Origin of the sequence: Cohnella yongneupensis, from assembly GCF_042655785.1 — a bacterium.
GTDB lineage: Bacteria > Bacillota > Bacilli > Paenibacillales > Paenibacillaceae > Cohnella > Cohnella yongneupensis.
Genome location: NZ_JBHSNC010000010.1, coordinates 157,935 through 183,207 on the forward strand (window position 1 = coordinate 157,935; position 25,273 = coordinate 183,207).

Consider the following 25,273-nt stretch of genomic DNA (forward strand, 5'->3'; position numbering starts at 1 on the left):
TAGCTTGAACCTATCGGCAAAATGATGAGTCTTTAGCGCTTATCTGTTATTTTTCATCCTATATTCGCGTCAAATTCGAGCATTCCCAGATTATGCGATATTTTGTAGCGTATAGCTTTGCAATGAAGCTTCGATTCTTTCCCCCTGCTAACTCGCTTGCAAAGCTTCCCGTTCACCCTTCGCGAGATTCACGAAAGACAGCAGCACCATCCCCATCAAGAAGAAGAACGCAATCGCTAGCAGAGCTGTCCGGCTCGAATCGGTGAAGATGCGTACGAGCGCGAACACGAGCGGCCCGCCGAACGAGAAGAACCGGCTCGTGAAAGTCAGGAACCCGTTGAACTCGGCCGCCCTTCCTTCCGGCAGCAGCTTGCTATAGATCGAACGGGCCGTCGCTTGGGAGCCGCCTTGCACGAGTCCGACTAGCGCGGCAAGGATGTAGAAGTGCGTAGCGTTCTGCATGAAATAGCCGAGCACGACGATGACTAGATAAAGCGCCTGCGACGCGACCAGCATCCGTCTAGGCCCGAACTTGACCGCGAGGTTACCGAAGATGTACGTCGCCGGGAAGCCGATGAACTGCGTAATGAGCAGCGCCGTAATGAGCGGCCCCGTCTCTATGCCGATCGACTTGCCGTAGCTCGTCGCCATGACGATCACGGTGTTGACGCCGTCGAAGAAGAACCAATAAGCAACCATGAACTTCCATAGCTCGGGATACTGCCGAATGCGGGAGAACGTCTCGCGCAATCGCGATAGACCGACCCGGATCTGTTCGCCGACTTTGGCGCTCGTTTGGGCGGCCGTCTTCTCCTGCTTCAGCCGAAGCAGCGGAACGGAGAAGATCAACCACCAGAGACCGACCGACAAGAACGACACCTGAGATCCGCCGGTGCTGTCTTGAAGACCGAACCATTCCGGCTTCTGGATGACGACAACATTCAATGCGAGCAGAATGCCGCCGCCCATATAGCCCATCGAGAAGCCGCGGGCGCTCACCTTTTCCCGTAAGCCGGGAGAAGTGATGTCGTTGAGAAGCGCGTCGTAGAACGTATTGCCGGCGCCGAAGCCGATCATGCCGACGATAACGATCAACGAGGCCAGTAGCACGTCCCCTTTGCCCGGAAACGCCAGCAGCAGGCTCGCCAGCGCGCCGATTAGCGTGAACGCGCGCAAGAACGAAATTTTATTGTTCGAATGATCGGCGATCGCGCCGAGCAAAGGCGATAAAAGCGCAACGACAAGACCGGCCGCCGACTGGGTGAATCCCCACCCCGCATCCGTGCCTCCGATCGCGTCGATGTAATAAATCGGCATGACGGCAGCCATAATCGTCGTCGCAAACGCAGAATTCGCCCAGTCGTACATGACCCAGGACTTGATAGTTTTCGGCTGATCCCGCAAGATGAATGCCCCTCTCGTCGTAAACGACTTATGACGGAAACATTCGACTCGGGCTATCCGAATTCCTGTCTTATCCTGGCCCGTACGATGGGCGAATTCAAAATTTATTAGCTATTAAGTTAATCCGGTTCGGGGCTTCCGCCCTGACAATCGATTCCGCTGCCCGCGTTCAGCCGGTCGGACTTGGCGTCCCTGAGCAAGTTCTCTAGCCATAATCGCTCCGCCACGCTGAAGGTCTTCATTCCTTCTATAAGATGCGTGGCGCCTGACGGCAGTAGGGAACGCTTCACGTCCAGCACCGTTTGAAGGCGTTCGATTCTGCAGGCGCAAGCCTCTAGATGCTTCTCGACTAGAGCTTCTACGGTGCGCGCATCGGCGTACTGAATGAACGGCAACGCGGCGAAAATCGGATGCTGCGGATACGATTGCTGTTCCATTTGATGAACCATCAAATCCATGAACTCGGCTTTCCCTTGCTCCGTAATCCGATACACGGTCTTGTCGGGACGGCTGTCCCCCGGAACCGGAATTACCTCGATCGCCTCGATCAGGCCGTCGTTCCGCAGTTGGTCAACCGCATAATAGAGCGACCCGTCTCTTAGCTTAAAGGAAATGTTCCAATTCCGCTGCTTGATCGTCTGCCTGATCTCGTAGGGATGCTGGTCTTTCTCCATCAGCAGCCCTAGGATGAACAGCTTCATGGACATATCGCTTACCCTCTGTCGTAGGAAGGTTCCGGTTTACCGGCAGCTCCGCCGCTTTGCGGTCCGTGCGCGCCAGGCGCTCCTTGCGTTCCCGGTTTTGCGATTTCCATGCGCGCGCGTCCCATCAAGAAGACGAATACGAGCGCCAATACTGGCAAGATCACCGACCATTGGAAAATAAACAGGATCGAGTCGGACAACTTAGGAATTAACGAGTCAAACATGCCGTTCGGTAGCGCCTTTTGGAAATCCTCATTAAGAAAATGTCCTTCTTTGATATTTGCGAGCACTTCCGCCGGCAAGTTCTGAATCCCATTGATCTCTTTGATGCCATTCTGGAAATGATGCTTCTGCAACGTGCCAAATACCGCAATGCCAAGAGCCGAACCGATCGTCCGGAAGAACACGATAAGCGACGAAGCTGAGCCTTTGTATTGCGGCGGAACGGCATTGAGCGTCGAGATGTTCAGCAAAGAGAAAGAAACGCCGATGCCAAGACCGATAATGACCATAAACAGCGTAATTAACGCGCGGCTGGTGTCCGGACCCATGACAAAGCCCAGCAAAGTCGATCCGCCGATCAATACTAACGCGGACAACAGCATAACGTCGCGATAACGGAACTTGATGGCGATCCGTCCGCCGAGCTGCGCGCTCACGACGACGCCGAGCATCATCGGTGTAAGTACGGTACTTGTTTCGGTTGCAGTCTTATGGAACACGCCTTGGATAAACAGCGGAATGTAAGTCGCGCTGGCCATCATGACGCCGCCATACAGGAGGCTGATGCCCATGCTCCCCGTGAACAACCGGGTTTTGAACAAAGTGAGCTTGATGATCGGATCTTTCGCGAAACGCTCTACGAGCAAGAAAGCTACGAACAGCACAACCGCAGCGACGAACAACGAAATCGTTTTGCCGGAGTCCCATGCCCAGCCTTCAGTACCGCCAAGTGATAGTCCGAACATCAAGAACAAAATCCAGCCTGCGAGCAGAATCGCTCCCGCCCAGTCGATCGATTGCTTCTTAACGACCTTGGATTCATGATAGCCGCGAAGGATAAAGAGCACCGACAGAATGCCGATCGGCACGTTAATGTAGAAAATCCATCTCCAACTCAAGCTGTCCGTGATCGCGCCGCCCATGATTGGACCGAAGACGCTGGAAAGACCGAACACGGCGCCGAACAAGCCCATCATTTTGCCGCGTTTCTCGGCAGGGAACAAGTCGAAGATCATCGTGAACGCGATCGGCATCAATGCCCCGCCGCCGATCCCTTGAAGCGCGCGATAAATGATCAACTGATCCATATTCTGCGCCGTACCGCACAGGATCGAGCCGATGAGGAACACGACCAAGCCCATTAGGAAAAAGTTTTTGCGGCCGTACATATCCGACAGCTTGCCGAGAATCGGCGTAGCGACGACCATTGCGATCATGTACGCGGAATAAACCCAGGTGAAGTTACCAAATCCGCCTAGCTTCTCGATGATCGTCGTCATCGCCGTCGACACGATCGTCTGATCGAGCGCAGCCATGAACAGTCCCAGCAGCAAGCCGGCGACCACGAGGTTTATGTTGCTTTTTTTGTGATCCATGTCACTACTTCCTTCCACGTTCCGAGTAGGCAGATAACTACTCAAATTTGATTACCTAAAACAAGATTATACTCAAATTTGAGTAAGTTTCAATCCCCTTTGCGACGAATCGCGAAATCCCCTATAATGAGGCTAATGACAAAAGGTTTTTATATCCTTTGATAACCTTGATAAATATATTCAATGTCGGGAGGCGATCACTTGAACATTAGCCAACTGGAAACGTTGCTCACGATCTCCAAGACGCTTAGCTTTCGCAAAGCCGGCGAGCTGCTCAACCTGACGCAGCCTGCTGTATCCGCGCAGATCAAAAGCCTGGAAGACGAATTCAGCGCCGTTCTCGTAGACCGGAACCACCCCGTGGCGCTGACGGACCGGGGCAAAGTATTTCTGGAGCATGCCGAGCAAATATTAGCCGTCGTGGAACAATTGAAGCAGAAGCTTTCGGACTTGAACCACATTCCGCAAGGACACATCGTGCTCGGGACGACGACATCGATCGCGATACAAATTTTGCCGCGGGTGCTATCCTATTTTCAAAACCAATTTCCGCTTATCAAAACCTCGATCCTCTCGATGTCGTCCACTCAAGTGCTTAGCCACGTGGAGAACGGTACGGTTGACGTAGGCATCGGTTATTTGTCCGACCGCAGCCCGCAGGTGGAGACGTCCGTCCTCTATTACGACACGTTCGAATTCGTCGTATCGCCTCGGCATCCGCTCGCGTCCGTTCCTCGTGCAACTATAGGTATGCTTAAAGATATACCACTTATTCTATTGTCGCCGGATACGCTCGGCCGGAGGTTCGTGGACCGGATCTTCCGCGAGAACAATCTTCAGCCGAACATTGTCATGGAACTCGGAAGCAGCGAGGAAGTGAAGCGGATGGTCGAGCTTAATTTAGGCGCAGCCATCGTCTCCAAGCTCTCGATCGCGGGCGAACTGCGACAGGGAACGCTGAAAATGATCCCGGTAGACGAGCTCGAGACCAGCCATCCGGTAGGCGTAATGACCAAGTCGGGCCGATACGTTAATAGCGCCATGAGGCAATTTTTGAACGACCTGAAGGGGATGCCCGAGGATCAGTTCATCAGCAGCGAATGATTGAAGGGAGAACCTAAGGATGAAATTTGACCTACACACGCACCACGACAGATGCGGACACGCGAGCGGAACGATCGAGGACTACATTAAGTCCGCGATAGAGGCAGGCATTACGGCGATCGGAATATCGGACCATTCCCCTTATTTCGCCCATGAGAAAGACCATCCGCAGCCCGGAATCGCCATGGCCAGAAGCGAATTTCCGAATTACATCGCGGAAGTTCTCCGGTTGAAGGCGCAATATGAAGGACGCATCGAAGTACTGCTCGGCGTCGAATCCGACTTCTACCCCGAGCATATCGAGCTGTACCGCTCTTCTTACGCGCTATATCCGTTCGATTACATTATCGGGTCCGTGCACCAGACGCGCGGCGTAAGCATATTCAATCGCAATAGGTGGAAAAACCTTGCCGAAGATAAGCATACCGACGAAAAACGCCACTATTACGAGCTCATCCGGCAATCCGCCGACAGCCGGTTGTTCCAGGTGCTCGGACATATCGACGCGATGAAGGGATACTACCCAAGCTTCGCGGAAATCGCCGGCGCGGAAGCGGAAATCGACGAAGCGCTGAAAGCCGTCGCGCGTAACGATATCGCGATCGAGATCAATACGAGCGGCAGCACGAAGGATTGCGGCGGTTGGTACCCTACCGATGCCATTCTCGAGCGCGCGTTGCACTTCGGCGCCGACGTAACGTTCGGATCGGACGCCCACGTTGCGGGCCGCGTCGGGGACGAATGGGAGCTCGTGCAGACGCGGTTGCGCGAGATCGGCTTTAAGCGCTGGGTATTCTATCGGCAAAAGGAGAAAGTACTCGTCCCCATTTGACTTCAGGGACGCAACGGCTAAGCAATCGCGGCTTTCAGGGTCTTTCCCCGGAAAGCCTTTTTTATTTATGCATTTATTTATAATAATTACAATGTTATAATTCATATAAACAATTCGATCGATACCCCCTGAACAAAAAAAGGAAGCCTACCAACGGTGGCAGGCTTCAACAATATAAAAAAGGGGGTCTTAAGAACAATTGTAGCCATCTACTGCGACAGCACCGTAACAGGTATATTGCAATTGTGTAACAAATCTAGCTTTCGCCTACATTTCAGACCGATAAGGAGTGTTCAACATGCATCAACATGCCGGTCCCGACTATGATTATCATCATCTGCAGCACGTCAAGGAGCAATCCCGTTCCAAAAAAACATTGTGGATAACGTTACTGCTGACGTTATTTTTCACGATCGTCGAAATCGTCGGCGGCTTGCTATCAAACTCTCTCGCGCTATTGTCCGATTCCGCGCACATGATTTCGGACGTTATCGCGCTCGGCCTTAGCATGGCGGCGATCTATCTCGCGACCAGACCCCCTAACGCGAAATATACGTTCGGTTTTTTGCGCTTCGAGATCATCGCGTCTTTCTTGAACGGCTTGGCGCTATGCGTCATTGCCGTCGGAATTTTCGCGGAAGGTATCCGGCGGTTCATTCATCCGGAGGAGATGGATTTCAAGCTGATGCTGGCGATCGCCTCCATCGGTTTCGTCGTTAATCTCGTGCTCACCATCGTTCTAAGCCGCAGCATGAAGGAAGAAGAGAACTTGAACGTCCAAAGTGCGCTCTGGCACTTCATCGGCGATCTCTTAAGCTCCGCGGGCGTCATTATTGCCGCAATCGTTATTTATTTTACGGATTGGCTGTTTTTCGATCCCTTAATCAGCATCGTGATCGGCGGCATTATTTTCGTGGGCGGGGGCAAAATCATTAAAGAATCGACCGTCGTGCTCATGGAGTCCGTCCCTGAGAAGTTCGATTTGGATGAAATACGTGCGGCTCTCGCAACCGTCGAAGGAGTCGAAGACGTTCACGAGATGCATCTATGGGCGATTTCCACGGACCATTATTCGTTAACCGCCCACATGTTCGTCCGGGCGGATATTCAGCCCTTCTGTATCATCCTCGCCGTGAACGAATTACTGAAGACGCAATACGGCATTACACACTCGACCATTCAAATGGAACATGCCAACATTCACCCGCACGGCGAGTACGGCAAGCAATTTTTGCGACAGCAAGAAGGGAAGCTCCTAAACGTGTAGGAGCTCTTTATTATTCCAGTAACTTACTTATATGTAGTTACACTCAATAGACCAGTGATTACTTACTTTTCTGAAGTGGGTATGCTACAATAGGAAGCGAAGAAGGGGGAAATCCGAATGGACTATTCCAAAATGTGCCCCAAGTACGAATCGGCCGCGGAACTTCTAGGCAAAAAGTGGACTGGACTCATTATCCGCGTATTGCTTGGCGGGCCTAAACGGTTTAAGGATATTAAAGAACAGATCCCCGATATGAGCGACAAGATGTTAACCGACCGCATGAAGGAGCTGGAATCGCTCGGGATTCTGACCCGAACCGTATATCCGGATATGCCCGTGCGCATTGAATATGAACTCACCGAGAAGGGTCGTAATTTGGAGGAAGTCATCCTGTCGATTCAGTCTTGGGGAGAAAATTGGCTTTGATTTTGATTAAACGAAAGCGGCATCGCCAGGAGTATTCTCCCGCGATGCCGCTTTTGTTATTTACTGAAAACGGTTGGCCGCTTGCTCGAGGTCGCGAATGCGATTCGAGAGCGTTCCCATCGCTTCCGCTACTCTACGTACGGCGTTCATCTGCGCTTCGGCAATGCCCGCTACGTCCTGCGAACGTTCCGCGCTCGATTCCGAGATCGCCTCCGTCTGGGTGACGAGCGAAGCCAGTTCTTCGACGCGGGCGCCGATCTCTTGGCCGGAGGCGGCGATTTCGCGCAGCTCCCCTTCCATCTCCGCGATCCCCGACGAAATGCCTTGGAAAGCCGATCCTGCATCTTTGACGAGCGTCGTCCCGCTCTGTACTTCACGGAAACCTTCTTCGATCGTTCGCATGACCTCAATTATCCCCGTCTGAACGTCTTCGATTCGACCGGTTATTTCGTCCGCCGTCTTGTTGGCTTGCAGCGCAAGCTTGCGAACTTCGTCAGCTACGACCGCGAACCCGCGCCCCTGCTCTCCCGCGCGGCTCGCTTCGATATTCGCGTTAAGAGCCAATATGTTCGTTCTGTAGGCGATCGCGGCGATCGCCTCGACCATTTGACCGATTTGCGCGGATTTGTCGTGCAATAGACGCGCGTCGTTGACCGAGGTTTCGACGGCTGAGGCAATACGCTCCATCTGGCCGACCGCTTGTTGAATCGTCTCGTTGCCTTCTCCCGCTTGCTTCGTCGCTTGCTCGGCTACGGCGGCAACGGAAGTCGTACGGTCTCCGATATGCATCATTTGATGCTGGATTTCACGCGTAACGTCGGTACCGCGTCTCATGCCTTCGCGCTGCGAATCCGCGCCAGCTGCCACCTCGCGCATAGATTCCGCGATCCGATCGGCGCTCTGCGCCGCTTGGTCCGCATCGCCCGTCAACTGTCCCGCGGCCGTCGCGGAAGCGGTTGCCGTCGACCGTATGCTGGACACGAGCTTCTGCAATTGACCGGACATCTCCAGGAGCGACTTAGCGATCGATCCGATTTCATCCGAACGCTTGGCGTATCGGTCAGGCAACGAGCCTGAAAGCTTGCCTTCGGACACTTCCTTCAAGTAACCGTCGAACTTGACTAGCGGCAATACGATCCGACGGCGCAAAATCATCGAAATCAACACGATGAGCGCGATGACGAGTACGGCAACGATGATGCTGATTCGGATCATCTCGCGCTGCACCGTACCGCTAGTTTCCGCAGGAACGGATACGCTGATCTCCGCAACCGAATCTCCCGCGATTCCTGGATGCGCGGAGTTGACCTCGCTATACCGCTTGCCGTCGCGCTTAACCGACCGGAAGACGGCATCCTGAGCGATCGGCGGCAACTGGGCGTCGTCGGATAATTGTCCGATCGTACCTTGATCGCTTCCGAGCTTCTGACCGGTTGCCGATTTAATGGCGATGCCCGAATTGAGCAAGTTGCCGATTCCCGCCATGGTCTCATCATTGATCAAACTCCCGAAGATCAGCACGCCGGAGGGTACTTCTTTGGACTCTTCGTCCGTTATGAGCGATGCCGCGACGACCGCGAGGCCTTTGGACGTTTGGATCATGCCGTACGTGTCCGGAACCGCTTTCAGCTTCTCGAGTATGGTTTTGTCCGCAAGCTGCCCGGTAAACTCCTTAACGTCCCCTGTTTGAGAAAGGACATTTCCTTCCGGATCGGTTGTCGCAAGGAAACTGAGATGCGGAATAATAGCGATCGACACGTTCACGTTCTCTTCGATCCAGGAAACGTCTTTATCTTTGACCGCCTGCCAGTTAGCTCTCCACTTGGAGTTCGTGATCGTGGAGCTCGACAGTTGCTCGCCGAGCTGCGTCACCAGACGATGCGCCGATGCGTTAACTTCCATGGCGTGCGATTGTTCGATCTCGTTTAAATCCGAGCTCATGGTCGAATAATAAAACCATCCGACTCCGCCCAGAGGCAAGAGCAAGACGACAAACATAATCAGTATAACTTGAATGCGCAGATATCCCCAAAACCGACGATTGCTCTTCATGTTCTCAACATTCCTCCTGTTATCTCTATCTTAAGACTTAGACAAGGACCCATCATTTTCCTGCCTTCCATTCGTGAAAATCAGACAAAATACGCTATTTTCTCCGGCAAGCGAGGTCTATAATGAGGGACACGCTTGTCATAGAACAACAGGATGGGAAGACACTTATGAGCAACAAGAGAATGTTAATCGGCTTAATAGCCGTAATCGTGGCGGTTGGCGCGTGGACTCAAGTCAATGGCTTGACGCTCAAAAAACGCGACGGCACGCCGCCCGTACCTACCGCAACCGCTTCCGCGGAACCATCGCCGCAACCGACGGCATCCGAACCTCCGCAGGATGCGCGAGTGATCGCAAGCTTACCCAACCGCACGATCGCGACCAATGACCTAGGCATAGCGGTCGTAACGAATGCGGAAAGCACGCTGGTGCTTGCGAATAAGAAACGGAACTTGCCTGCCGACTACGAACCAAGCGACCTTGTCATTCCTAACGTCCCGTTCGCTTTCTCCGACAATTCGCCGAAGAAACAGCTACGACAGGTAGCAGCGGATGCGTTGGAATCGCTCTTCGCAGCCGCAAAGGAGGACAGCATCGATCTTAAGGTCGTATCCGGCTATCGTTCCTACAAGACGCAGCAGTCTCTGTTCGCGTACTACGTCAGTAAGCATGGCGAAGAAGCCGCGGCGCGGTTTAGCGCGCACGCCGGCCAGAGCGAGCATCAGACCGGTCTTGCGCTCGACGTATCTAGCGCAAGCGTCGGATACGGGCTGGAAGAGAGCTACGGGGAGACGCTAGAAGGCAAATGGCTCGTCGCGCATGCCGCCGAGCACGGCTTCATCATCCGTTATCCGAAAGACAAAGAGGACATTACCGGCTATTCCTACGAGCCGTGGCACATCCGCTATGTCGGCACCGACGTCGCGAAGCAAGTGATGGACAAAGGAATTACGTTAGAGGAATTTTTCGACGCCGTGGCCGTGTCGGCGGGCAAATCTGCGGGGAACACAGCTAAGTAATTTCAGTCCTATTGATGAGATGAGTTTAAGGGCACATATGCCTCTATCTTGCTACTCCGTGCGTGTTCGAAGCTTTTAGGGGCATATATGCCTCTATTCCGCTGACCGGTAATCATCCGATGCATTTAGAGGCACATATGCCTCTATTCCGCTGATCGGTAGTCAAGCGACGCATTTAGGGGCACATATGCCTCTATTCGACTGGATCGAGTTACTCCAACTAACTGCCAATCACAAAAGAACACCCGCGAGCGATCCAAGGATCGCCGCGGGCGTTTTTTGCTGCTATTACATGCCCAGCCACTTTTTGAACAAGTGCTTGGTCGTGTCTTTGTTCATCGCCGCGATGGACGTCGTCAGCGGAATGCCTTTAGGGCACGAGCGCACGCAGTTCTGCGAGTTGCCACAGCCTTCGATGCCGCCGTCTTCCATCAACGCTTCCAGACGCTCGAACGCGTTCATCTCGCCCGTCGGATGCGCATTGAACAGGCGCACTTGGGAGATCGGCGCCGGGCCGATGAACGTGCTGCGATCGTTAACGTTAGGGCAGGCTTCCAAGCAGACGCCGCACGTCATGCACTTGGACAATTCGTACGCCCATTGGCGCTTCGACTCGGCCATGCGCGGACCCGGTCCCAGATCGTACGTACCGTCGATCGGAATCCAAGCTTTGACCTTCTTCAGCGATTGGAACATCCGCTCGCGGTTGATGACGAGGTCGCGAACGATCGGGAACGTGCTCATCGGCTCGAGGCGGATCGGCTGCTCCAGACGGTCGATAAGCGCGGAACACGCTTGGCGAGGCTTGCCGTTAATGACCATCGAGCAAGCGCCACACACTTCCTCCAAGCAGTTCGATTCCCAGCATACCGGCGCGGTTTTCGAACCGTCCGCTTTAACCGGATTCCGCTGAATTTCCATGAGCGCGCTGATGACGTTCATGTTAGGGCGGTAAGGAACCTCGAATTCCTCCGTATAAGAGGAGGCATCAGGCTGATCCCGACGCGTAATAATGAACTTTACCGTTCGTTTTGCCGTTGCCGTATCTGCCATCGCTTAGCCCTCCTTCTTCTTGTTCGAGGAATAGTCGCGCGTACGCGGCTTGATCAAGGAAACGTCGACTTCTTCGTACGAAATTTGCGGCCCTTCGGCCGTCCACTTCGCCTTGGTCGTCTTCAGGAACTTCTCGTCGTTGCGACCCGGGAAGTCCGGCTTGTAGTGAGCGCCGCGGCTCTCGTCGCGCATGAGCGCGCTGACCGTCATCGACTCCGCCAACTCAAGCATGTTCCACAATTGACGCGTATAAGCCGCGCCGGCATTGTTCCACTTGAGCGTATCGTTGATGTTGATTTTCGTGTAGCGTTGCTTGAGCTCTTTGATCTTGTCGATCGTCTGCTGAAGCTTGTCGTTGTGGCGAACGACGGTCATGTTGTTCGTCATCCACTCGCCGAGCTCCTTGCTGATGACGTACGCGTTCTCGTTGCCGTCCATCTTCGTGATCGCGTCGTATTTGCTCGCTTGCTTGTTGCGCTCGCGCTCGAATACGCTTTCCGATACGTCCTCGGCGGACTTCTTCAATCCTTTGATATATTCGATCGCTTTAGGTCCGGTTACCATGCCGCCGAAGATCGCGGACAGCAAGGAGTTCGCTCCGAGACGGTTCGCGCCGTGGTATTGGTACTCGCACTCTCCGCAAGCGAACAAGCCCGGGATGTTCGTCATTTGGTTGTAATCGACCCATAGTCCGCCCATCGAGTAGTGAACCGCCGGGAAAATTTGCATCGGAATTTTGCGCGGGTCGTCGCCCATGAACTTCTCGTAAATCTCGATAATGCCGCCGAGTTTAACGTCGAGCTCCTTCGGATCTTTATGCGACAAATCGAGATACACTCTGTTCTCGCCGTTGATGCCGAGCTTTTGGTTGACGCATACGTCGAAAATTTCGCGAGTCGCGATATCCCGAGGCACGAGGTTACCGTACGCCGGATATTTCTCCTCGAGGAAGTACCAAGGCTTGCCGTCCTTGTACGTCCAAATCCGTCCGCCTTCGCCGCGGGCGGATTCGCTCATGAGGCGGTTCTTATCGTCGCCCGGAATAGCCGTCGGGTGAATTTGGATGAACTCGCCGTTCGCGTAGTATACACCTTGCTGATACACCGCGCTGGCCGCGGTACCCGTATTGATAACCGAGTTCGTCGTTTTGCCGAAAATAATGCCGGGACCGCCGGTCGCGAGAATAACCGCGTCGCCGCGGAATGTGACCGACTCCATCGTGCGCAAGTCTTGCGCCGAGATGCCGCGGCAAATGCCGTCGTCGTCCACTACCGCTCCCGTGAACTCCCAGTGCTCGTACTTTTGCACGAGTCCGGCCGCTTCCCAGCGGCGAACTTGCTCGTCCAACGCGTACAGGAGCTGCTGGCCCGTCGTCGCGCCCGCGAACGCCGTGCGGTGGTATTGCGTTCCGCCGAACCGGCGGAAGTCAAGCAAGCCTTCCGGCGTACGGCTGAACATAACGCCCATCCGGTCCATCAAGTGAATGATGCCGGGCGCCGCTTCGCACATCGCTTTAACCGGCGGCTGGTTGGCGAGGAAGTCGCCTCCATAAACCGTATCGTCGAAGTGCTCCCACGGGGAGTCGCCTTCGCCCTTCGTATTGACTGCTCCGTTAATGCCGCCTTGCGCGCATACGGAGTGCGATCTTTTGACCGGAACGAGCGAGAACAGATCGACCCGTACGCCCGCTTCAGCCGCTTTTATCGTTGCCATAAGGCCGGCCAGTCCGCCGCCTACAACTATGACTTTACCTGTAGCCATTACGTCTTCTTCCTCCCTAAAAAAAAGTTCTGCCTCAGCAAAACTGGGTGCGATTGCCTAAGCTTAACCTGCCGTTACGGAAGCGATCGACGCAGCGGCATCGAACTCGTCGCCGCGGAACGCGATCAGCGACAGCAAGAATAACACGGACACGATAACGAAGATGCCCATGCAAATGTTCGCGGACACTTTTTGCGCGCGCGGACCGATCGTGATTCCCCAACTGACGAGGAATGCCCAGATGCCGTTGGCGAAGTGGAACGTAGCCGCAAGGACAGCAATGATATAGATCGTGAACACGGCCGGATTGCTGACGATATCGTGCATATGCGAGCCGAGTTGTTCATACGTCGTGTTGCCGAACGTAACTTGCAAGCGCGTCTCGTAGACATGCCAAGCGACGAAGATGAACGTGATTACTCCGGTAACGCGTTGCAACGCGAACGCCCAGTTCCGGGAGTAGCTGAAGCGGCCGACGTTAAGGTTGGATTGGAACGCCATGTACAACCCGTAAACGCCGTGGAACAAAATCGGCAACCAAATAAAGAACAGCTCTAGGAACGGTAACAACGGAAGCCCGTGCAAAAAGTCGATGCTGTCCGCGAATCCCTCGGTTCCGCCTTCGTATGCGGAGTAGTTCGTCAATGCGTGCTCGACCAAGAACAGGCCTAGCGGAATGACACCGAGCAAAGAGTGAAGCTTGCGCGGTAAGTAAGAATTCCCTTTCATGTCCGTATGTGTTCTCCTTTCGTAACCGTGCGATTGTCGCTGTGGACGCTCTTAGACATTGCCTTCAATGCCATTCGCCACCATCAGTCACCGCTTTATAGGTTACTCTATTTTCGCTTATAATGGAACTGCATATTTCTTATTATAACTTATAACGATTATGCATATGGTACCTTTATTCGACAATGAAGGAGTCGTCCGACATGCTTGATGACATGCGCGCGTTCGCCACGATCGTGGAGCAGACGAGCCTGAACAAAGCGGCAGAGCGGCTGAACGTCTCTCAGCCCGCGCTATCCCGGCGAATCGCCAAGCTGGAATCGGAGCTGGAAGTGACCCTGTTCCGCCGCATCGGCAAACGCCTTGAGCTCACCGCGGCCGGACAACTGACTTATGAATTCGCATTGGAGCTTCGCCGGTTCCACAGCAATTACTTGCAAAAGCTGAACGCTTTCAAGTCCGAGGAAGCGCCGGTCGCCACGATCGGAGCTAGCCTAACGACGCTGCAGACGACGTTGCCTGAGCTTATCCAAGCGATGACGGAGAAACATCCTCAGCTCGAGATCAAAGCGGTCACCGGCAAAGCGCACGAAATCGCGACGCTAGTGAAGGAGCGTAAAGTCGACTTCGGTCTCGTCGCGTCCGCCGTCGATGCCGATCCCGCCATTACAAGTTTACCCTTATTTGACGATCACCTCATACTCGTCCTTCCCCGAACGCACTATATATTAGAGAGAACGCAGCTGGCGATGTCCGATCTGAACGGATTGCCCATGATTTTGTTCGCGCCGGGCACCTGGTACCGCACGCACACGGACGAGCTGTTCCGTAAATACAATCTGAAGCCGGACGTTCGCATGGAAATCGATTCGTTCGAAGCCATCATCCGGTTGTTATCCGCGTGCCGGGCCGGGACGCTTTTGCCCAAATCGTATATGCGCGAGCAGCTACTCGCAGACAACGACCTGTACCTGGTCCGCATTCCGGAACTGGAAGAGACGAAGCGGACGATATCGATCATTCACGGGGATCCGGCATGGCTTGCGCCTTCGACCCGCTATTTGATCGACGAGATGACCGCTTATTTCAGCCGTCGGACGAACACTCCGTAAATGCAGTCCCGGCGCGGGTTTGAGGGCGATTGCCGGGATTTTCCGGTTCCAACGATCTGCCTGCTGTGTTAACCTCTACAAGACGTATAAACGGTTGCCGCCAATCTTGGAAGATAGCGGCATAACGTTTGTATCTAAGCCATTCAGAGTGGAACCGTGTAACAATCGTTCCCTATGAATGGACAACCAAATCTGGCCTAAACCATTTGGTGCGGGGGAAAATACTTAACGTGCGCATAGGCGCGGATGGCTCGGCCATCGTCCAACGCCGACTGCACTCGGGGTGAATCGAAACGTACTTAGCGACGGAGACGTCGCTCGTCCGATCGTAGGGTTGTACTCCCAATCCGAACCCGACAGCTAACCTCGCCGGCCCCATTTTATTAGGAGGCAAGTATACTTATGAACCGAAAACTGAAGAATCTCGGCACGCGCACGGCATCGCTCGTCTTGGGCGGCGCTCTGCTCATTCCTGCATTAACCGCCCATGCGGCAACGACTCACATCGCTACGGACACGACGACGTTCTGGAAGCTATCCCAATATTACGGCATTCCGACGCAGCTTCTGCTGGACGCCAATCCGAACGTGGACCCGACGAACATCTACGCGGGCTTGCGGCTTTCGATTCCGACGACCAACACGGTCACGGCGAAGTCGACCGAGCAACCGTCGGTTACGGCGCAATCGATCACCACGAATGCAGGGGTTTCGCTCGCATACTCCAAAGTGCTCGATATCAAAGCAACGGCGTACTCGTCGGCTCCGGAAGAAAACGGCCCCTGGGGCGCCGTCGACTACTTCGGCAACGCGCTGAAGCTGGGTACGATCGCCGTCGATCCGAGCGTAATCCCGTTCGGAACGAAGCTGTACATTACGGGCTACGACTTCAACGGCTTGCCGGTCGGCGGCATGGTCGGAACGGCGACCGACAAAGGCTCGGCCATCAAAGGTAAACGCGTCGATATTTTCATTCCCGGCACCCCGGCGTTCGTCTCCGAATTCGGCATTCAGAACGTGAAAGTGTACATTTTGAAATAAGTTACTCGATAGCTCCTTCGGGCAGATGCAACATCTGCTTGAGGGAGTTATCGCGTTTTACCGGCAATCCGAGCAGCTCCGACAAGGAGACCGGCTCGTAGTCATGCTCCCTCAGCCAATCGATAATCCGAGGCAGCGCTTTGACCGTACCGGCGAGACTTTGCCCTTCCCCGCCTCCCGCATGCATAAGAATGACCGATCCCGGCCTGACCGACTTCGTCACGTTGCGGAACACTTCATTCTCAGTCAATTGCCGCCAATCCGCGGAATCCACGTCCCAATTGACGACCGTATACCCTTGCGTTTTCGCCCACTCCAGCTGTTCCGGCATAATTTCCCCGTACGGCGGGCGGACAAGCTTCGGCTTGTAACCGATAATACCCGCGATGACCGTCTCCGCGCGCGTAATCTGCCGCTTCACGTCCTCGACCGGCAGCTTGGAGAAATCCGGATGGCTGTAGGAATGGTTGCCTACGTCATGCCCTTCGCGCTTAATGCGCCTAAGCAGATCCGGATGTTTCATGCTGCGCGTCCCCATAGCGAAAAAAGTAGCCGTCACGTGCTTTTTCTTTAATACGTCGAGAACTTGACCCGTAAATCTAGGATCCGGCACGTCATCGAACGTTAGCGCCACTTTCCTAGACTCGCGCGAAGCGGATAAGACGAATACCCCTTCGAATTTGCGTTCCAAATCCGTCCACTGTATGCCGGGCGGTACGGCTCCGGCCGAACGAGCCGACCCCATCAAACATAAAAGGGTGACGGCGCCCCCCAGCACCATCACCGCGATTCGATAACGCCAACCTGCCATTGTGCCACCCTCCCAGGACCGATCGTCTACCTTATATCCTGAGCAAGTGGGAACTTTTTCATACTTACGGCTGCAAATCGATTATTTGTTGAGCGAGTGCTGGAACTGCTCAATTTGCTCGTTCGTCCCGATGACGACCATGACGTCCTTCTCGGCAAGCACATCGTTGGCTGCCGGCGCGATGATGATACCCTTCGGTTTGTTAATCGCCACGATGCTGCAACCGAACCGTCCTCTCGGATTGACGTCTTCGAGCGATTGTCCCGATAGGCATTGCGGAACCGCGAGCTCCGCGATCGTATACTGCTTTGAAAGCTCGATGTAATCGAGCAGATTCGGCGAGACGAGCTGGTGCGCGACGCGAATGCCCATATCGCGCTCGGGATAAATAATGCGGTCGACGCCCATGCGCTCCAACACGCGGCCGTGCAACTCGGACACCGCCTTCGCCACTACTTTCTTCACGCCGAGCTCCTGCAACAGGATCGTCGCTAAAATGCTAGCCTCGACATCGTCTCCGATCGCGACGACGCCGCAATCGAAGTTGCGCGCGCCGATCGATCGTAGCACTTCTTCTTCCGTCGCATCCGCTACTATCGCATGCGTAAATATTTTGGACAACTCCTGTACTTTTTCCTCGTCGCGGTCGACGCCGAGCACTTCGTGGCCCAATCGGATAAGCTCTTGGCCGATGCTCGAGCCGAAACGGCCTAATCCGATAATGATGAATTGATTCGCCTTCATGTTGTCCTGCTCTCCTACCCGATTATGATTTTGCCTTCCGCTTCGCGGTAAAGCTTGCGTTCTTGTTTAGGTCCTAGCGCGTAGGTTAGCGTTAACGGACCTAGACGTCCGATGAACATCATGACGATGATAATGATTTTACCCGCAATCGTAAGCTGCGTAGTCAGCCCCATCGTTAAGCCGACCGTACCGAAAGCCGATGTCACCTCGAACAAAATCATGAGGAAGGGATGATCCTCGGTCGTCGCCAAAATCATCGTTGCGATCGTGACGAGCACGAAAGCGAACAGCGTAACGGTAAGCGCCTTGTACACCCGCTCCTGCGCGAGACGGTATCGGAACAGAACTACGTCGTCCTTGCCCCGGATCATGGCCACGACGGCGCCGATGAGCGCGGTGAACGTCGTCGTCTTGATGCCGCCTCCCGTCGAGCCGGGAGATGCACCGATAAACATGAGGATGACGATAAAAAATTGCGTCGCTTGCCGCAGTCCCGCCAAATCGACCGTATTAACACCGGCGGTTCGCGGCGACACGGACTGCGTGAACGAGGCCAACAGCTTCTCTCCGAAGCCCAAATGCGCCATCGTTGCCTGGTTCGTATACTCGAAAATAAAGATGACGACGGCCCCGGCGACGATAAGTATGCCCGACATGCTAAGCACGACTTTAGAGTGCAAGCTCAGCCTCCGTCTTAGCTTTCGCATTTCCACTAAATCCGCCAATACGACGAAGCCTAGACCGCCGAGAATAATAAGCAGCATCGTCACGATGTTAACGAGCGGATCGCCGACGTAATCGACCAAGCTACGGTAATTGCCCATAATATCGAATCCTGCGTTATTGAAGAACGAGACGCCGTGGAAGACGCCCTTAAAGATGGCCTCTCCGACCGGCATATCGTATGCGAAGCGAATCGCGAACAACAACGATCCTGCCGTCTCGATGGCAAGCGCATAGACGACGACTTTACGTACCAAACGCACGATGCCTTCTATGCTCGTCTGGTTCAACGCCTCTTGAAGCACGAGGCGCTCGCGCAGCGAAATCCGTCGTTTGAGGACGATCGCGAACAACGTCGACATCGTCATGAAGCCTAGGCCGCCGATCTGGATGAGCAATAAAATAATAACTTGTCCGGCTGTAGTCCAATACGTCCCCGTATCCACGACTACGAGTCCCGTCACACAAGTAGCCGACGTCGCGGTGAACAGCGCGTCGAGAAATTTGGGCTGATGTTCCGCAACGTGAGCGAACGGCAGCATAAGGAGTCCCGCGCCGATAAAGATGATTGCTAAAAACCCCGCAACGAGAATACGCGGCGGCGAGCCCATAAATTTACGCAACGCGTCTCGCATCATAAGCCCTCTCCCTATCCGATTAACCGATTATGATTTTACCTTCCGCATGCCGATAGCGGGCGCGTTCCAACTTCGGCGCCAGGGCGTAGGTCAGCGTCAGCGGCCCGAGCCGCCCGATGAACATGAGAACGATGATCGTGAGCTTCCCTGGAGTCGTTAACTCCCCGGTCAATCCCATGGACAAACCGACCGTGCCGAAGGCGGACGTTGCTTCGAACAGTATTTTCAAAAATGCCGCATCTTCCGTCGTACATAAAATCATCGTTCCCAGCATCACGATGCCGATACAGAACAGCGTGACGGTAACGGCTTTGTATACCCGCTCTTGGGCAAGCCGGAGGCGGAACAGAACGACGTCGTCTTTGCCCCGGATCATGGCCAGCACGGCGCCGACGAGCACGGCGAACGTCGTCGTCTTGATCCCCCCGCCCGTTGATCCCGGAGACGAGCCGATAAACATGAGAATAATAATGAAAAATTGCGTCGCTTGACGGAAGTTGGAAATGTCGACGGTAGTCACCCCGCCGGAACGGGTCGTCACCGACTGGAACACCGAAGCGAGCGCCTTCTCTCCGAGAACGCTAGGTCCGATCGATTGGGAATTCGTGAATTCGAACAGGAAGATAATAAGCGCTCCGACGACGATCAGCGTTCCGCTGACAATCAATACGACTTTGGTATGCAAAGACAATCTTCGTTTTAAGTCTAACCGCAAGTCGAACAAGTCGGACAAGACGATAAAGCCGAAGCCGCCTAAAATAATGAGCAGCATCGAGACGACGTTCATATAGAGGTCCGACGAGTAAGCGGAGAAGCTGCTGAAATCGCCCGACAAGTCGAAGCCCGCATTGTTAAAGATCGATATCGAATGAAACACTCCGTGGTATATCGCGCGCCCGATGCTCATATCGAACGCGAACCTTATCGCGTATAAGGCCGCTCCTATGGCTTCGATGGCAAGAGCGAAAGTAATGACTTTGCGCACGAGACGTACGAGCCCTTCAATGCTGCCCTGGTTAAGCGATTCTTGCAGAATAAGTCTTTCCTTGAGCGAGATCCGTCTTCGGAGAATCAAGGCGAACAGCGTCGCCATCGTCATAAAGCCGATTCCGCCGACTTGGACGAGCAAGAGGATAACTGCATGACCGAAAGTCGTAAAATAAGAGCCCGTATCTTCAACGACGAGCCCGGTTACGCACGTCGCGGATGCCGCGGTAAATAGAGCATCGATATAAGGCATCGGCTTTCCGTCCGTCACGGAGACCGGCAGCTTTAACAGCTGCGCGCCTAGAAGGATGATGAACACGAAGCCTAGAAGCAGCGTTCTCGGAGGAGACGCGCTAAACCAGCGAACCATTTTTGTGTACAAGCGATATTCTCCTCTGAAAGCAATGACCGACCATAAAAAAAGAAGCAATGGAGCCCACTGCTTCGAGATTAACATACATGTCCTGTTCCGCACAGTCTGCGAGGGTAGATCTCCGAATACAATAACTTGTACCGGCGATCGGTCGGCGCCCCGTTTTCCATTCGGCAAACCGGCTGGTTCAATATGGAATTACGTGACGTACCATCGAATTATATGCTTTCTAGGTAGTGGGAACAACGTCAAAAAGGGGGCAAACTACCGCGTTTCGACGATATTAAGCACAGCAAACGCATACTATCTTCGGCTAATGCCGCCGCGCTACGATTATCGCTCCCTTTTCTTTCATTTTCATCGAAAATGCGAGATACTTAATGGAAAATCAGAGATCCAATAGGTCATGCCAAGAGAGGAAGCACCCGCCAATGCCCCAACATAATCAAGCATCTCTGTCGCGCCGCTGGGTATGGACCGCCGCGATCAGCTTATTACTCTTTCTATTTATACAAGTATTGCCGACGACCTATCAGCAGTTACAGTCGGATGATCAGAAGGTATTAACCCGCGCCCAAGCGGAAAATCAAGCCGTATCCATTGCGGAAAAGCGCTTCGGGATCGAACGCGGCACGATCGGCAAGGTAACCGTCACCCAGCTGTCGGATAGCGATGCGGTCGGGTATTACGCCAAAAATAACTTGATGTCCGAATACGACAAACGGTTAGACGCCACGTTACCGACCGACTATTACCGCGTAGATCTTCATTTGGGCGGCAGCTCGGGAACGCTTAAGCTGCTGCTTCATCTGAAATCCGGAAACCTCGTAGGCTGGCGGCATCAAGCTAGCGGCGGTATCGGCGCCGAGAACAAGACCGCCTCGGAGTCAGGGAATGGCCAAGCGGAAGCCGAAAGAGCGCTGCGATTCGCCTCCGCTTGGGGAATAGACGCGGGAAGCTGGGAATGGAGCGGCATTCACGAGGCGGACGGAAGCTCCGTATTCGTCTCCAAGCAGTCGGACGTAGGCGAGGCGCAGCAATGGCTGAAAGTGCGCGTGCCGCGTTCGTTCGAGACTTCCGGATCTTCCGCGACTCCGTGGGATGGCGGATATGTCCTTTATGGCACGCAATTGCCGGCGAGCTTCCTAGGCTATATGGATAAGCAAGAGCATTTGGCTTCCCAAATATCGAAGTTCGGTTATATCGTACCTCAGATGCTATTGCTCGTGTGCGCCATCGTTGCCGCGGGTACTTATGCCGCGCATAGCTCGTATCGGCGGGGGATATTCTTGGCCCTCGTGTTCTTCGCCCTCTACGTCGCCTTTACTTACAACCTGATCCCGGGAATGCGGGCTAGCGTGATGGGGACGTCCACCGGCGTCAGCGATACGCTTAACCCGAGCCTAATTACGGTCAGCCTTATTATTTACGGTGCGATGGGCTTGCTCACGTATTTGTCAGCGGTTGGCGGCGATGGCTTGTGGAAGTCGATGGGCGTTGCTTTATGGCCTCGTTGGAAGGATGCCGGATATGGCGAAACCGTGCTCCAGAGCATGAAGACGGGATACTTCCTCGCCTTTATTCTGCTAGGCGCCCAATCCGTTATACTGATCGTGTTGCAGCAATTGCTCGGCTCTTTCGCTGCGTCTGATCCGTCGCAATCGACCTATAACATGACTTATCCGTGGTTATTGCCGATTCTCGCTTGGTGCGCGGGCATTTCCGAAGAGCTGCAAAGCCGGCTGTTCGGCATCGGACTATTCCGTCGTTGGTTCGTCGGAGGCGTCCGCAAGCTGCTCGGCAGGGAGCCTTCGGCCCGAACTGTATCTTGGCTGACTTTCGCCGCTATGTTGCCGCCGGGCTTGTTATGGGCGCTAGGGCACGTCGGTTACGCGGTCTACCCGATCTATACGCGTACGATCGAGCTCGTATTGCTGTCCTTGCTGTTCGGTTGGTTCATGCTTCGCTTCGGGCTTATGGCCGTGATCTTCGCCCACGTGACGCTCGACGCTATCCTCATGGGCGTTCAACTGCTATCCGACGGCTTGCCGGGAGATTATTGGAGCGGACTGTTCAGCCTCCTCATGCCGGGGCTTGCCGGCATCGCGATCTGGTGGCTGCATCGGCGGCTCTCCGCTCGCCCGGGGCATATGGTATAAGGAAAGTCCCTTTTCATCGTTATCCCCTAGGCTCAGGAAACGCACGAAAGGCTCGACGGCCGCTGTAACGCGATATTATCGCGCTATTGCTAGCCGTCGAGCCTTTTTCCGCTTCGTAACTCGATATTATCGCGCTATTGCTAGCCGTCGAACCTTTTTCAGCTCCGTAACTCGATATTATCGTGCTATTGTTTGCCGTCGAGCCTTTTGCCGCTCTGTAACGCGATATTATCGTGCTATTGTTAGCCGACGAACCTTTTTCCGCTCCGTAACTCGATATTATCGCGCTATTGCTAGCCGTCGAGCCCTTTTCCGCTTCGTAACTCGATATTATCGCGTTATTGTTAGCCGTCGAGCCCTTTTCCGCTCCGTAACTCGATATTATCGTGCTATTTCACACCGACGAGCCTCTACTCCGCGTTCAAAGCCTCCAAAATACGGCTCGCCAGCGCTTCGCCGATCGATACCGCTTTGAAATCTTCCACCGAAGCTTCCTTGATCGCCTTAAGCGAGCCGAAATGCTTGAGCAGCTGCTTGCGTCTCTTCTCTCCGATGCCCGGAATCGCGTCGAGCTTGGAAGCGACCATCCCCTTCGCCCGCTTCTCGCGGTGGAACGTAATCGCGAAACGATGCACCTCGTCCTGAATGCGCGTCAGCAAGTAGAATTCCTGGCTGTCCCGCGCTAGCGGGACAGGTTCGGGTGGATCGCCTACAAGCAGCTCCGCCGTGCGGTGCTTGGCGTCTTTCGCCAAGCCGCATACCGGCACGTCGAGCCCGAGCTCGTTGGCTAGCACGTCCATGACGGACGCGATATGCCCTTTGCCGCCGTCGATGACGATCAAATCCGGCATCGGCAGCCCTTCTTTAAGCACCCGTTCATACCGTCTGCGCACGACTTCACGCATCGTCTCGTAATCATCTGGCCCCTCGACGGACCTGACGTTATACTTGCGATATTCCTTCTTATCCGGCTTGCCGTCCGTGAACACGACCATCGCGGAAACCGGCGAAGCACCTTGAATGTTCGAGTTATCGAATGCCTCGATCCGGTGCGCGCTCGGAATGCCGAGTAGCTCGGCCAAGCCGTCCGCCGCTTTCACGGTTCGCGTCTCGTCCCGCTCTAGCAGCTTGAACTTCTCCTCCAGCGCTACCCGCGAGTTGTCGCACGCCATCGCGACGAGTTGCTTCTTCGTGCCGCGGCGAGGCAACGCCACCTTGATCTTCAACCAGCGGCGCAGCGAGTCTCCGACTTCGCCGCCTTCTTCGGACGGCGAATCCGCCGTATCTTCTTCCTCGGCAAGTTTTCTCGTCAAAGCCGCCTCGCTGTCCGTTCCCGCAGCCGGCGTCTCGCGTTCGCCCGCTTCCTCTTCCGGCGGCAACGGCAGTAGCATTTCGCGAGGAAGCGCGGGATTATCGCTGTAATACTGGGTAACATAACTGAGAAAATCATCGTACGGCTCGCCGTAATACGGAAAGACGGACATGTGGCGCTGATTCATTTTGCCTTGGCGCATATAGAGAATTTGCACGCACATCCAGCCTTTGTCGACCGCAAAGCCGAACACGTCGCGATCCATCGCGTCGGTCATATTGATCGTCTGCTTCTCCATCAGCGCATCGATCGCCGTTATCTGGTCGCGGTATTCGCGAGCGCGCTCGAAAGCCAGCTCTTCGGCCGCTTCCTCCATCTTGCGCTTCAGCTCGCGACGGATGTCGGCATGCCCCCCGTTCAGAAACCGCGAAATTTCGCCGATCATCTCGTCGTAAACTTTCTGATCGACCGGATATTCGCATGGCGCGACGCATTGGCCAAGGTGATAATATAAGCACACTTTGTCCGGCAGCACGTTGCACTTGCGAAGCGGATACAGCCGATCGAGCAGCTTCTTCGTCTGTTGGGCCGCGAACGCGTTCGGGTACGGGCCGAAATACTTCGCCTTGTCTTTCACGACCCGCCGCGTCACTTCGAGCTTCGGATGCGCTTCGTGCGTTATTTTTAAATAGGGGAACGATTTGTCGTCCTTGAGCAGCACGTTATATCTCGGCATATGCTCCTTGATCAAATTACACTCGAGGATGAGCGATTCCGTGTTGCTCGCCGTGACGATATATTCGAAGTCCCGGATTTCGGACACTAATTTTTGCGTCTTGCCGTCATGGCTTCCGATAAAATAAGAGCGGACGCGGTTTTTCAGTACTTTCGCTTTGCCTACGTATATGATGCGGCCTTCGCCGTTCTTCATCAGGTAGCAACCCGGCTGATCCGGAAGCAGCGCAAGCTTATGGCGAATATTCGCCATCGCTTCCTCGCGGCTGGCCGCAGGAGGAGTCAAGTTATCCATGCAGGGCACCTCGTCTTTATCGGCATTCGGGTTCGGCGATTCGATCGCCAGGCAGAACACCCGTTCCTCCATTGTACCATAGCCGCGGGCTTTTCGGATTCGCCGCCGTCGCCGATGTCGCAAACTTGTCACCGACTGGCGCTTTGCATGTCTTTACAACAAAAAGCGAAGTTGGGTATACTATCAGTATCGAACGTCTCAGGAGGCTTACCATGGAAAACGTAAGAGATCCGCGTCAACATATTAACGAAGAACCGCGCGACGACTTGAACGATACGGCAATGGGCTTTTTCGCAATGTTCGGCTTCATGTTCGTGGTGTTCACCGTAGCGGTTGTTATTAAATTTATTATCGACTAAGCTTCCGACGAACAGTAAAAAACGCATTCCGAACC

21 protein-coding genes and 1 riboswitch are annotated in these 25,273 nt (G+C 54.3%); of the genes, 9 read left to right on the forward strand and 12 right to left on the reverse strand.

Annotated features, from left to right (window positions below; translation table 11 throughout):
* Positions 1 to 147 precede the first annotated feature (147 nt).
* The 3 genes from ACFPQ4_RS03530 to ACFPQ4_RS03540 all read right to left on the reverse strand — a co-directional run bounded on the left by ACFPQ4_RS03530 (position 148) and on the right by ACFPQ4_RS03540 (position 3,706).
* Entirely contained in the window at positions 148 to 1,404 is a 1,257-nt protein-coding gene (locus tag ACFPQ4_RS03530) for an MFS transporter (protein WP_378110364.1), read from the reverse strand.
* A gap of 119 nt (positions 1,405 to 1,523) precedes the next feature.
* Positions 1,524 to 2,111: a PadR family transcriptional regulator gene (locus ACFPQ4_RS03535; protein ID WP_378110365.1), complete on the reverse strand. Its 588-nt coding sequence runs from the start codon at positions 2,109 to 2,111 to the stop codon at positions 1,524 to 1,526.
* Between the two features lie 5 nt (positions 2,112 to 2,116).
* Entirely contained in the window at positions 2,117 to 3,706 is a 1,590-nt protein-coding gene (locus ACFPQ4_RS03540) for an MDR family MFS transporter (protein ID WP_378110366.1), read from the reverse strand.
* A gap of 201 nt (positions 3,707 to 3,907) precedes the next feature.
* On the opposite strand from ACFPQ4_RS03540, the gene ACFPQ4_RS03545 reads away from it, so the two are divergent.
* The 4 genes from ACFPQ4_RS03545 (at position 3,908) to ACFPQ4_RS03560 (ending at position 7,335) form a co-directional block, all read left to right on the forward strand.
* A complete protein-coding gene (locus ACFPQ4_RS03545) occupies positions 3,908 to 4,810 on the forward strand; it encodes a LysR family transcriptional regulator (RefSeq protein WP_378110367.1) in 903 nt (300 codons plus the stop codon).
* A 19-nt stretch (positions 4,811 to 4,829) separates the two neighbouring features.
* Positions 4,830 to 5,642, forward strand: a complete 813-nt coding sequence (locus ACFPQ4_RS03550) for a histidinol-phosphatase (RefSeq protein WP_378110369.1) — start codon at positions 4,830 to 4,832, stop codon at positions 5,640 to 5,642.
* Positions 5,643 to 5,940: 298 nt separating this feature from the next.
* Positions 5,941 to 6,909 (forward strand): cation diffusion facilitator family transporter, encoded by a 969-nt coding sequence (locus ACFPQ4_RS03555; RefSeq protein WP_378110370.1) that lies wholly within the window; start codon positions 5,941 to 5,943, stop codon positions 6,907 to 6,909.
* Positions 6,910 to 7,026: 117 nt separating this feature from the next.
* Entirely contained in the window at positions 7,027 to 7,335 is a 309-nt protein-coding gene (locus ACFPQ4_RS03560; protein ID WP_378110372.1) for a winged helix-turn-helix transcriptional regulator, read from the forward strand.
* A 60-nt stretch (positions 7,336 to 7,395) separates the two neighbouring features.
* Here ACFPQ4_RS03560 and ACFPQ4_RS03565 read toward each other — a convergent pair whose 3' ends face one another.
* Positions 7,396 to 9,387, reverse strand: coding sequence for a methyl-accepting chemotaxis protein (locus tag ACFPQ4_RS03565; protein WP_378110373.1), 1,992 nt, complete (start codon positions 9,385 to 9,387; stop codon positions 7,396 to 7,398).
* Between the two features lie 167 nt (positions 9,388 to 9,554).
* On the opposite strand from ACFPQ4_RS03565, the gene ACFPQ4_RS03570 reads away from it, so the two are divergent.
* The gene (locus tag ACFPQ4_RS03570) at positions 9,555 to 10,406 is read left to right on the forward strand and encodes a M15 family metallopeptidase (protein ID WP_378110374.1); all 852 of its coding nucleotides are present in this window, start codon (positions 9,555 to 9,557) and stop codon (positions 10,404 to 10,406) included.
* A 288-nt stretch (positions 10,407 to 10,694) separates the two neighbouring features.
* On the opposite strand, the gene sdhB is transcribed toward ACFPQ4_RS03570, so the two are convergent.
* The 3 genes from sdhB to ACFPQ4_RS03585 form a co-directional block, all read right to left on the reverse strand.
* A complete protein-coding gene (sdhB, locus tag ACFPQ4_RS03575) occupies positions 10,695 to 11,459 on the reverse strand; it encodes a succinate dehydrogenase iron-sulfur subunit (RefSeq protein ID WP_378110375.1) in 765 nt (254 codons plus the stop codon).
* A gap of 3 nt (positions 11,460 to 11,462) precedes the next feature.
* Positions 11,463 to 13,220, reverse strand: coding sequence for a succinate dehydrogenase flavoprotein subunit (sdhA, locus tag ACFPQ4_RS03580; protein WP_378110376.1), 1,758 nt, complete (start codon positions 13,218 to 13,220; stop codon positions 11,463 to 11,465).
* Between the two features lie 63 nt (positions 13,221 to 13,283).
* Positions 13,284 to 13,949, reverse strand: coding sequence for a succinate dehydrogenase cytochrome b558 subunit (locus ACFPQ4_RS03585; protein ID WP_378110377.1), 666 nt, complete (start codon positions 13,947 to 13,949; stop codon positions 13,284 to 13,286).
* Positions 13,950 to 14,152: 203 nt separating this feature from the next.
* On the opposite strand from ACFPQ4_RS03585, the gene ACFPQ4_RS03590 reads away from it, so the two are divergent.
* A complete protein-coding gene (locus ACFPQ4_RS03590; RefSeq protein WP_378110378.1) occupies positions 14,153 to 15,061 on the forward strand; it encodes a LysR family transcriptional regulator in 909 nt (302 codons plus the stop codon).
* 184 nt (positions 15,062 to 15,245) lie between these two features.
* Positions 15,246 to 15,453, forward strand: a riboswitch (cyclic di-AMP (ydaO/yuaA leader).
* Positions 15,454 to 15,463: 10 nt separating this feature from the next.
* A complete protein-coding gene (locus ACFPQ4_RS03595) occupies positions 15,464 to 16,102 on the forward strand; it encodes a 3D domain-containing protein (protein ID WP_378110379.1) in 639 nt (212 codons plus the stop codon).
* Position 16,103: 1 nt separating this feature from the next.
* Here the strand turns inward: ACFPQ4_RS03595 and ACFPQ4_RS03600 are convergent, their stop codons facing one another.
* The 4 genes from ACFPQ4_RS03600 to ACFPQ4_RS03615 form a co-directional block, all read right to left on the reverse strand.
* Positions 16,104 to 16,913 carry a polysaccharide deacetylase family protein gene (locus tag ACFPQ4_RS03600; protein ID WP_378110380.1) on the reverse strand — a complete coding sequence of 270 codons (810 nt, stop codon included), beginning with the start codon at positions 16,911 to 16,913 and terminating at the stop codon, positions 16,104 to 16,106.
* A gap of 81 nt (positions 16,914 to 16,994) precedes the next feature.
* Complete coding sequence (locus tag ACFPQ4_RS03605; protein WP_378110381.1) at positions 16,995 to 17,657, reverse strand: potassium channel family protein; 663 nt, start codon at positions 17,655 to 17,657, stop codon at positions 16,995 to 16,997.
* A 14-nt stretch (positions 17,658 to 17,671) separates the two neighbouring features.
* Positions 17,672 to 19,015, reverse strand: a complete 1,344-nt coding sequence (locus ACFPQ4_RS03610; RefSeq protein ID WP_378110530.1) for a TrkH family potassium uptake protein — start codon at positions 19,013 to 19,015, stop codon at positions 17,672 to 17,674.
* Between the two features lie 22 nt (positions 19,016 to 19,037).
* On the reverse strand, positions 19,038 to 20,375 hold the full coding sequence (locus tag ACFPQ4_RS03615) for a TrkH family potassium uptake protein (protein WP_378110531.1): 1,338 nt from the start codon (positions 20,373 to 20,375) through the stop codon (positions 19,038 to 19,040).
* A 434-nt stretch (positions 20,376 to 20,809) separates the two neighbouring features.
* On the opposite strand from ACFPQ4_RS03615, the gene ACFPQ4_RS03620 reads away from it, so the two are divergent.
* Entirely contained in the window at positions 20,810 to 22,537 is a 1,728-nt protein-coding gene (locus ACFPQ4_RS03620; protein ID WP_378110382.1) for a CPBP family intramembrane glutamic endopeptidase, read from the forward strand.
* 410 nt (positions 22,538 to 22,947) lie between these two features.
* On the opposite strand, the gene uvrC is transcribed toward ACFPQ4_RS03620, so the two are convergent.
* A complete protein-coding gene (uvrC, locus tag ACFPQ4_RS03625; RefSeq protein ID WP_378110384.1) occupies positions 22,948 to 24,879 on the reverse strand; it encodes an excinuclease ABC subunit UvrC in 1,932 nt (643 codons plus the stop codon).
* A gap of 212 nt (positions 24,880 to 25,091) precedes the next feature.
* Here uvrC and ACFPQ4_RS03630 point away from each other — a divergent pair, with 212 nt between their 5' ends.
* Positions 25,092 to 25,238 carry a YqzM family protein gene (locus ACFPQ4_RS03630; RefSeq protein ID WP_378110385.1) on the forward strand — a complete coding sequence of 49 codons (147 nt, stop codon included), beginning with the start codon at positions 25,092 to 25,094 and terminating at the stop codon, positions 25,236 to 25,238.
* Positions 25,239 to 25,273: the final 35 nt, after the last annotated feature.

Bases quoted from the DNA above. Each gene is read 5' to 3' on its own strand.
- ACFPQ4_RS03535 (WP_378110365.1), bottom strand. From the start codon at position 2,111: ATGTCCATGAAGCTGTTCATCCTAGGGCTGCTGATGGAGAAAGACCAG.
- ACFPQ4_RS03555 (WP_378110370.1), top strand. From the start codon at position 5,941: ATGCATCAACATGCCGGTCCCGACTATGATTATCATCATCTGCAGCAC.
- ACFPQ4_RS03595 (WP_378110379.1), top strand. From the start codon at position 15,464: ATGAACCGAAAACTGAAGAATCTCGGCACGCGCACGGCATCGCTCGTC.
- ACFPQ4_RS03615 (WP_378110531.1), bottom strand. From the start codon at position 20,375: ATGGTTCGCTGGTTTAGCGCGTCTCCTCCGAGAACGCTGCTTCTAGGC.
- sdhA (WP_378110376.1), bottom strand. From the start codon at position 13,220: ATGGCTACAGGTAAAGTCATAGTTGTAGGCGGCGGACTGGCCGGCCTT.
- ACFPQ4_RS03565 (WP_378110373.1), bottom strand. From the start codon at position 9,387: ATGAAGAGCAATCGTCGGTTTTGGGGATATCTGCGCATTCAAGTTATA.
- ACFPQ4_RS03570 (WP_378110374.1), top strand. From the start codon at position 9,555: ATGAGCAACAAGAGAATGTTAATCGGCTTAATAGCCGTAATCGTGGCG.
- ACFPQ4_RS03630 (WP_378110385.1), top strand. From the start codon at position 25,092: ATGGAAAACGTAAGAGATCCGCGTCAACATATTAACGAAGAACCGCGC.
- sdhB (WP_378110375.1), bottom strand. From the start codon at position 11,459: ATGGCAGATACGGCAACGGCAAAACGAACGGTAAAGTTCATTATTACG.
- ACFPQ4_RS03550 (WP_378110369.1), top strand. From the start codon at position 4,830: ATGAAATTTGACCTACACACGCACCACGACAGATGCGGACACGCGAGC.
- ACFPQ4_RS03590 (WP_378110378.1), top strand. From the start codon at position 14,153: ATGCTTGATGACATGCGCGCGTTCGCCACGATCGTGGAGCAGACGAGC.
- ACFPQ4_RS03605 (WP_378110381.1), bottom strand. From the start codon at position 17,657: ATGAAGGCGAATCAATTCATCATTATCGGATTAGGCCGTTTCGGCTCG.
- uvrC (WP_378110384.1), bottom strand. From the start codon at position 24,879: ATGGATAACTTGACTCCTCCTGCGGCCAGCCGCGAGGAAGCGATGGCG.
- ACFPQ4_RS03585 (WP_378110377.1), bottom strand. From the start codon at position 13,949: ATGAAAGGGAATTCTTACTTACCGCGCAAGCTTCACTCTTTGCTCGGT.
- ACFPQ4_RS03600 (WP_378110380.1), bottom strand. From the start codon at position 16,913: ATGGCAGGTTGGCGTTATCGAATCGCGGTGATGGTGCTGGGGGGCGCC.
- ACFPQ4_RS03540 (WP_378110366.1), bottom strand. From the start codon at position 3,706: ATGGATCACAAAAAAAGCAACATAAACCTCGTGGTCGCCGGCTTGCTG.
- ACFPQ4_RS03560 (WP_378110372.1), top strand. From the start codon at position 7,027: ATGGACTATTCCAAAATGTGCCCCAAGTACGAATCGGCCGCGGAACTT.
- ACFPQ4_RS03620 (WP_378110382.1), top strand. From the start codon at position 20,810: ATGCCCCAACATAATCAAGCATCTCTGTCGCGCCGCTGGGTATGGACC.
- ACFPQ4_RS03610 (WP_378110530.1), bottom strand. From the start codon at position 19,015: ATGCGAGACGCGTTGCGTAAATTTATGGGCTCGCCGCCGCGTATTCTC.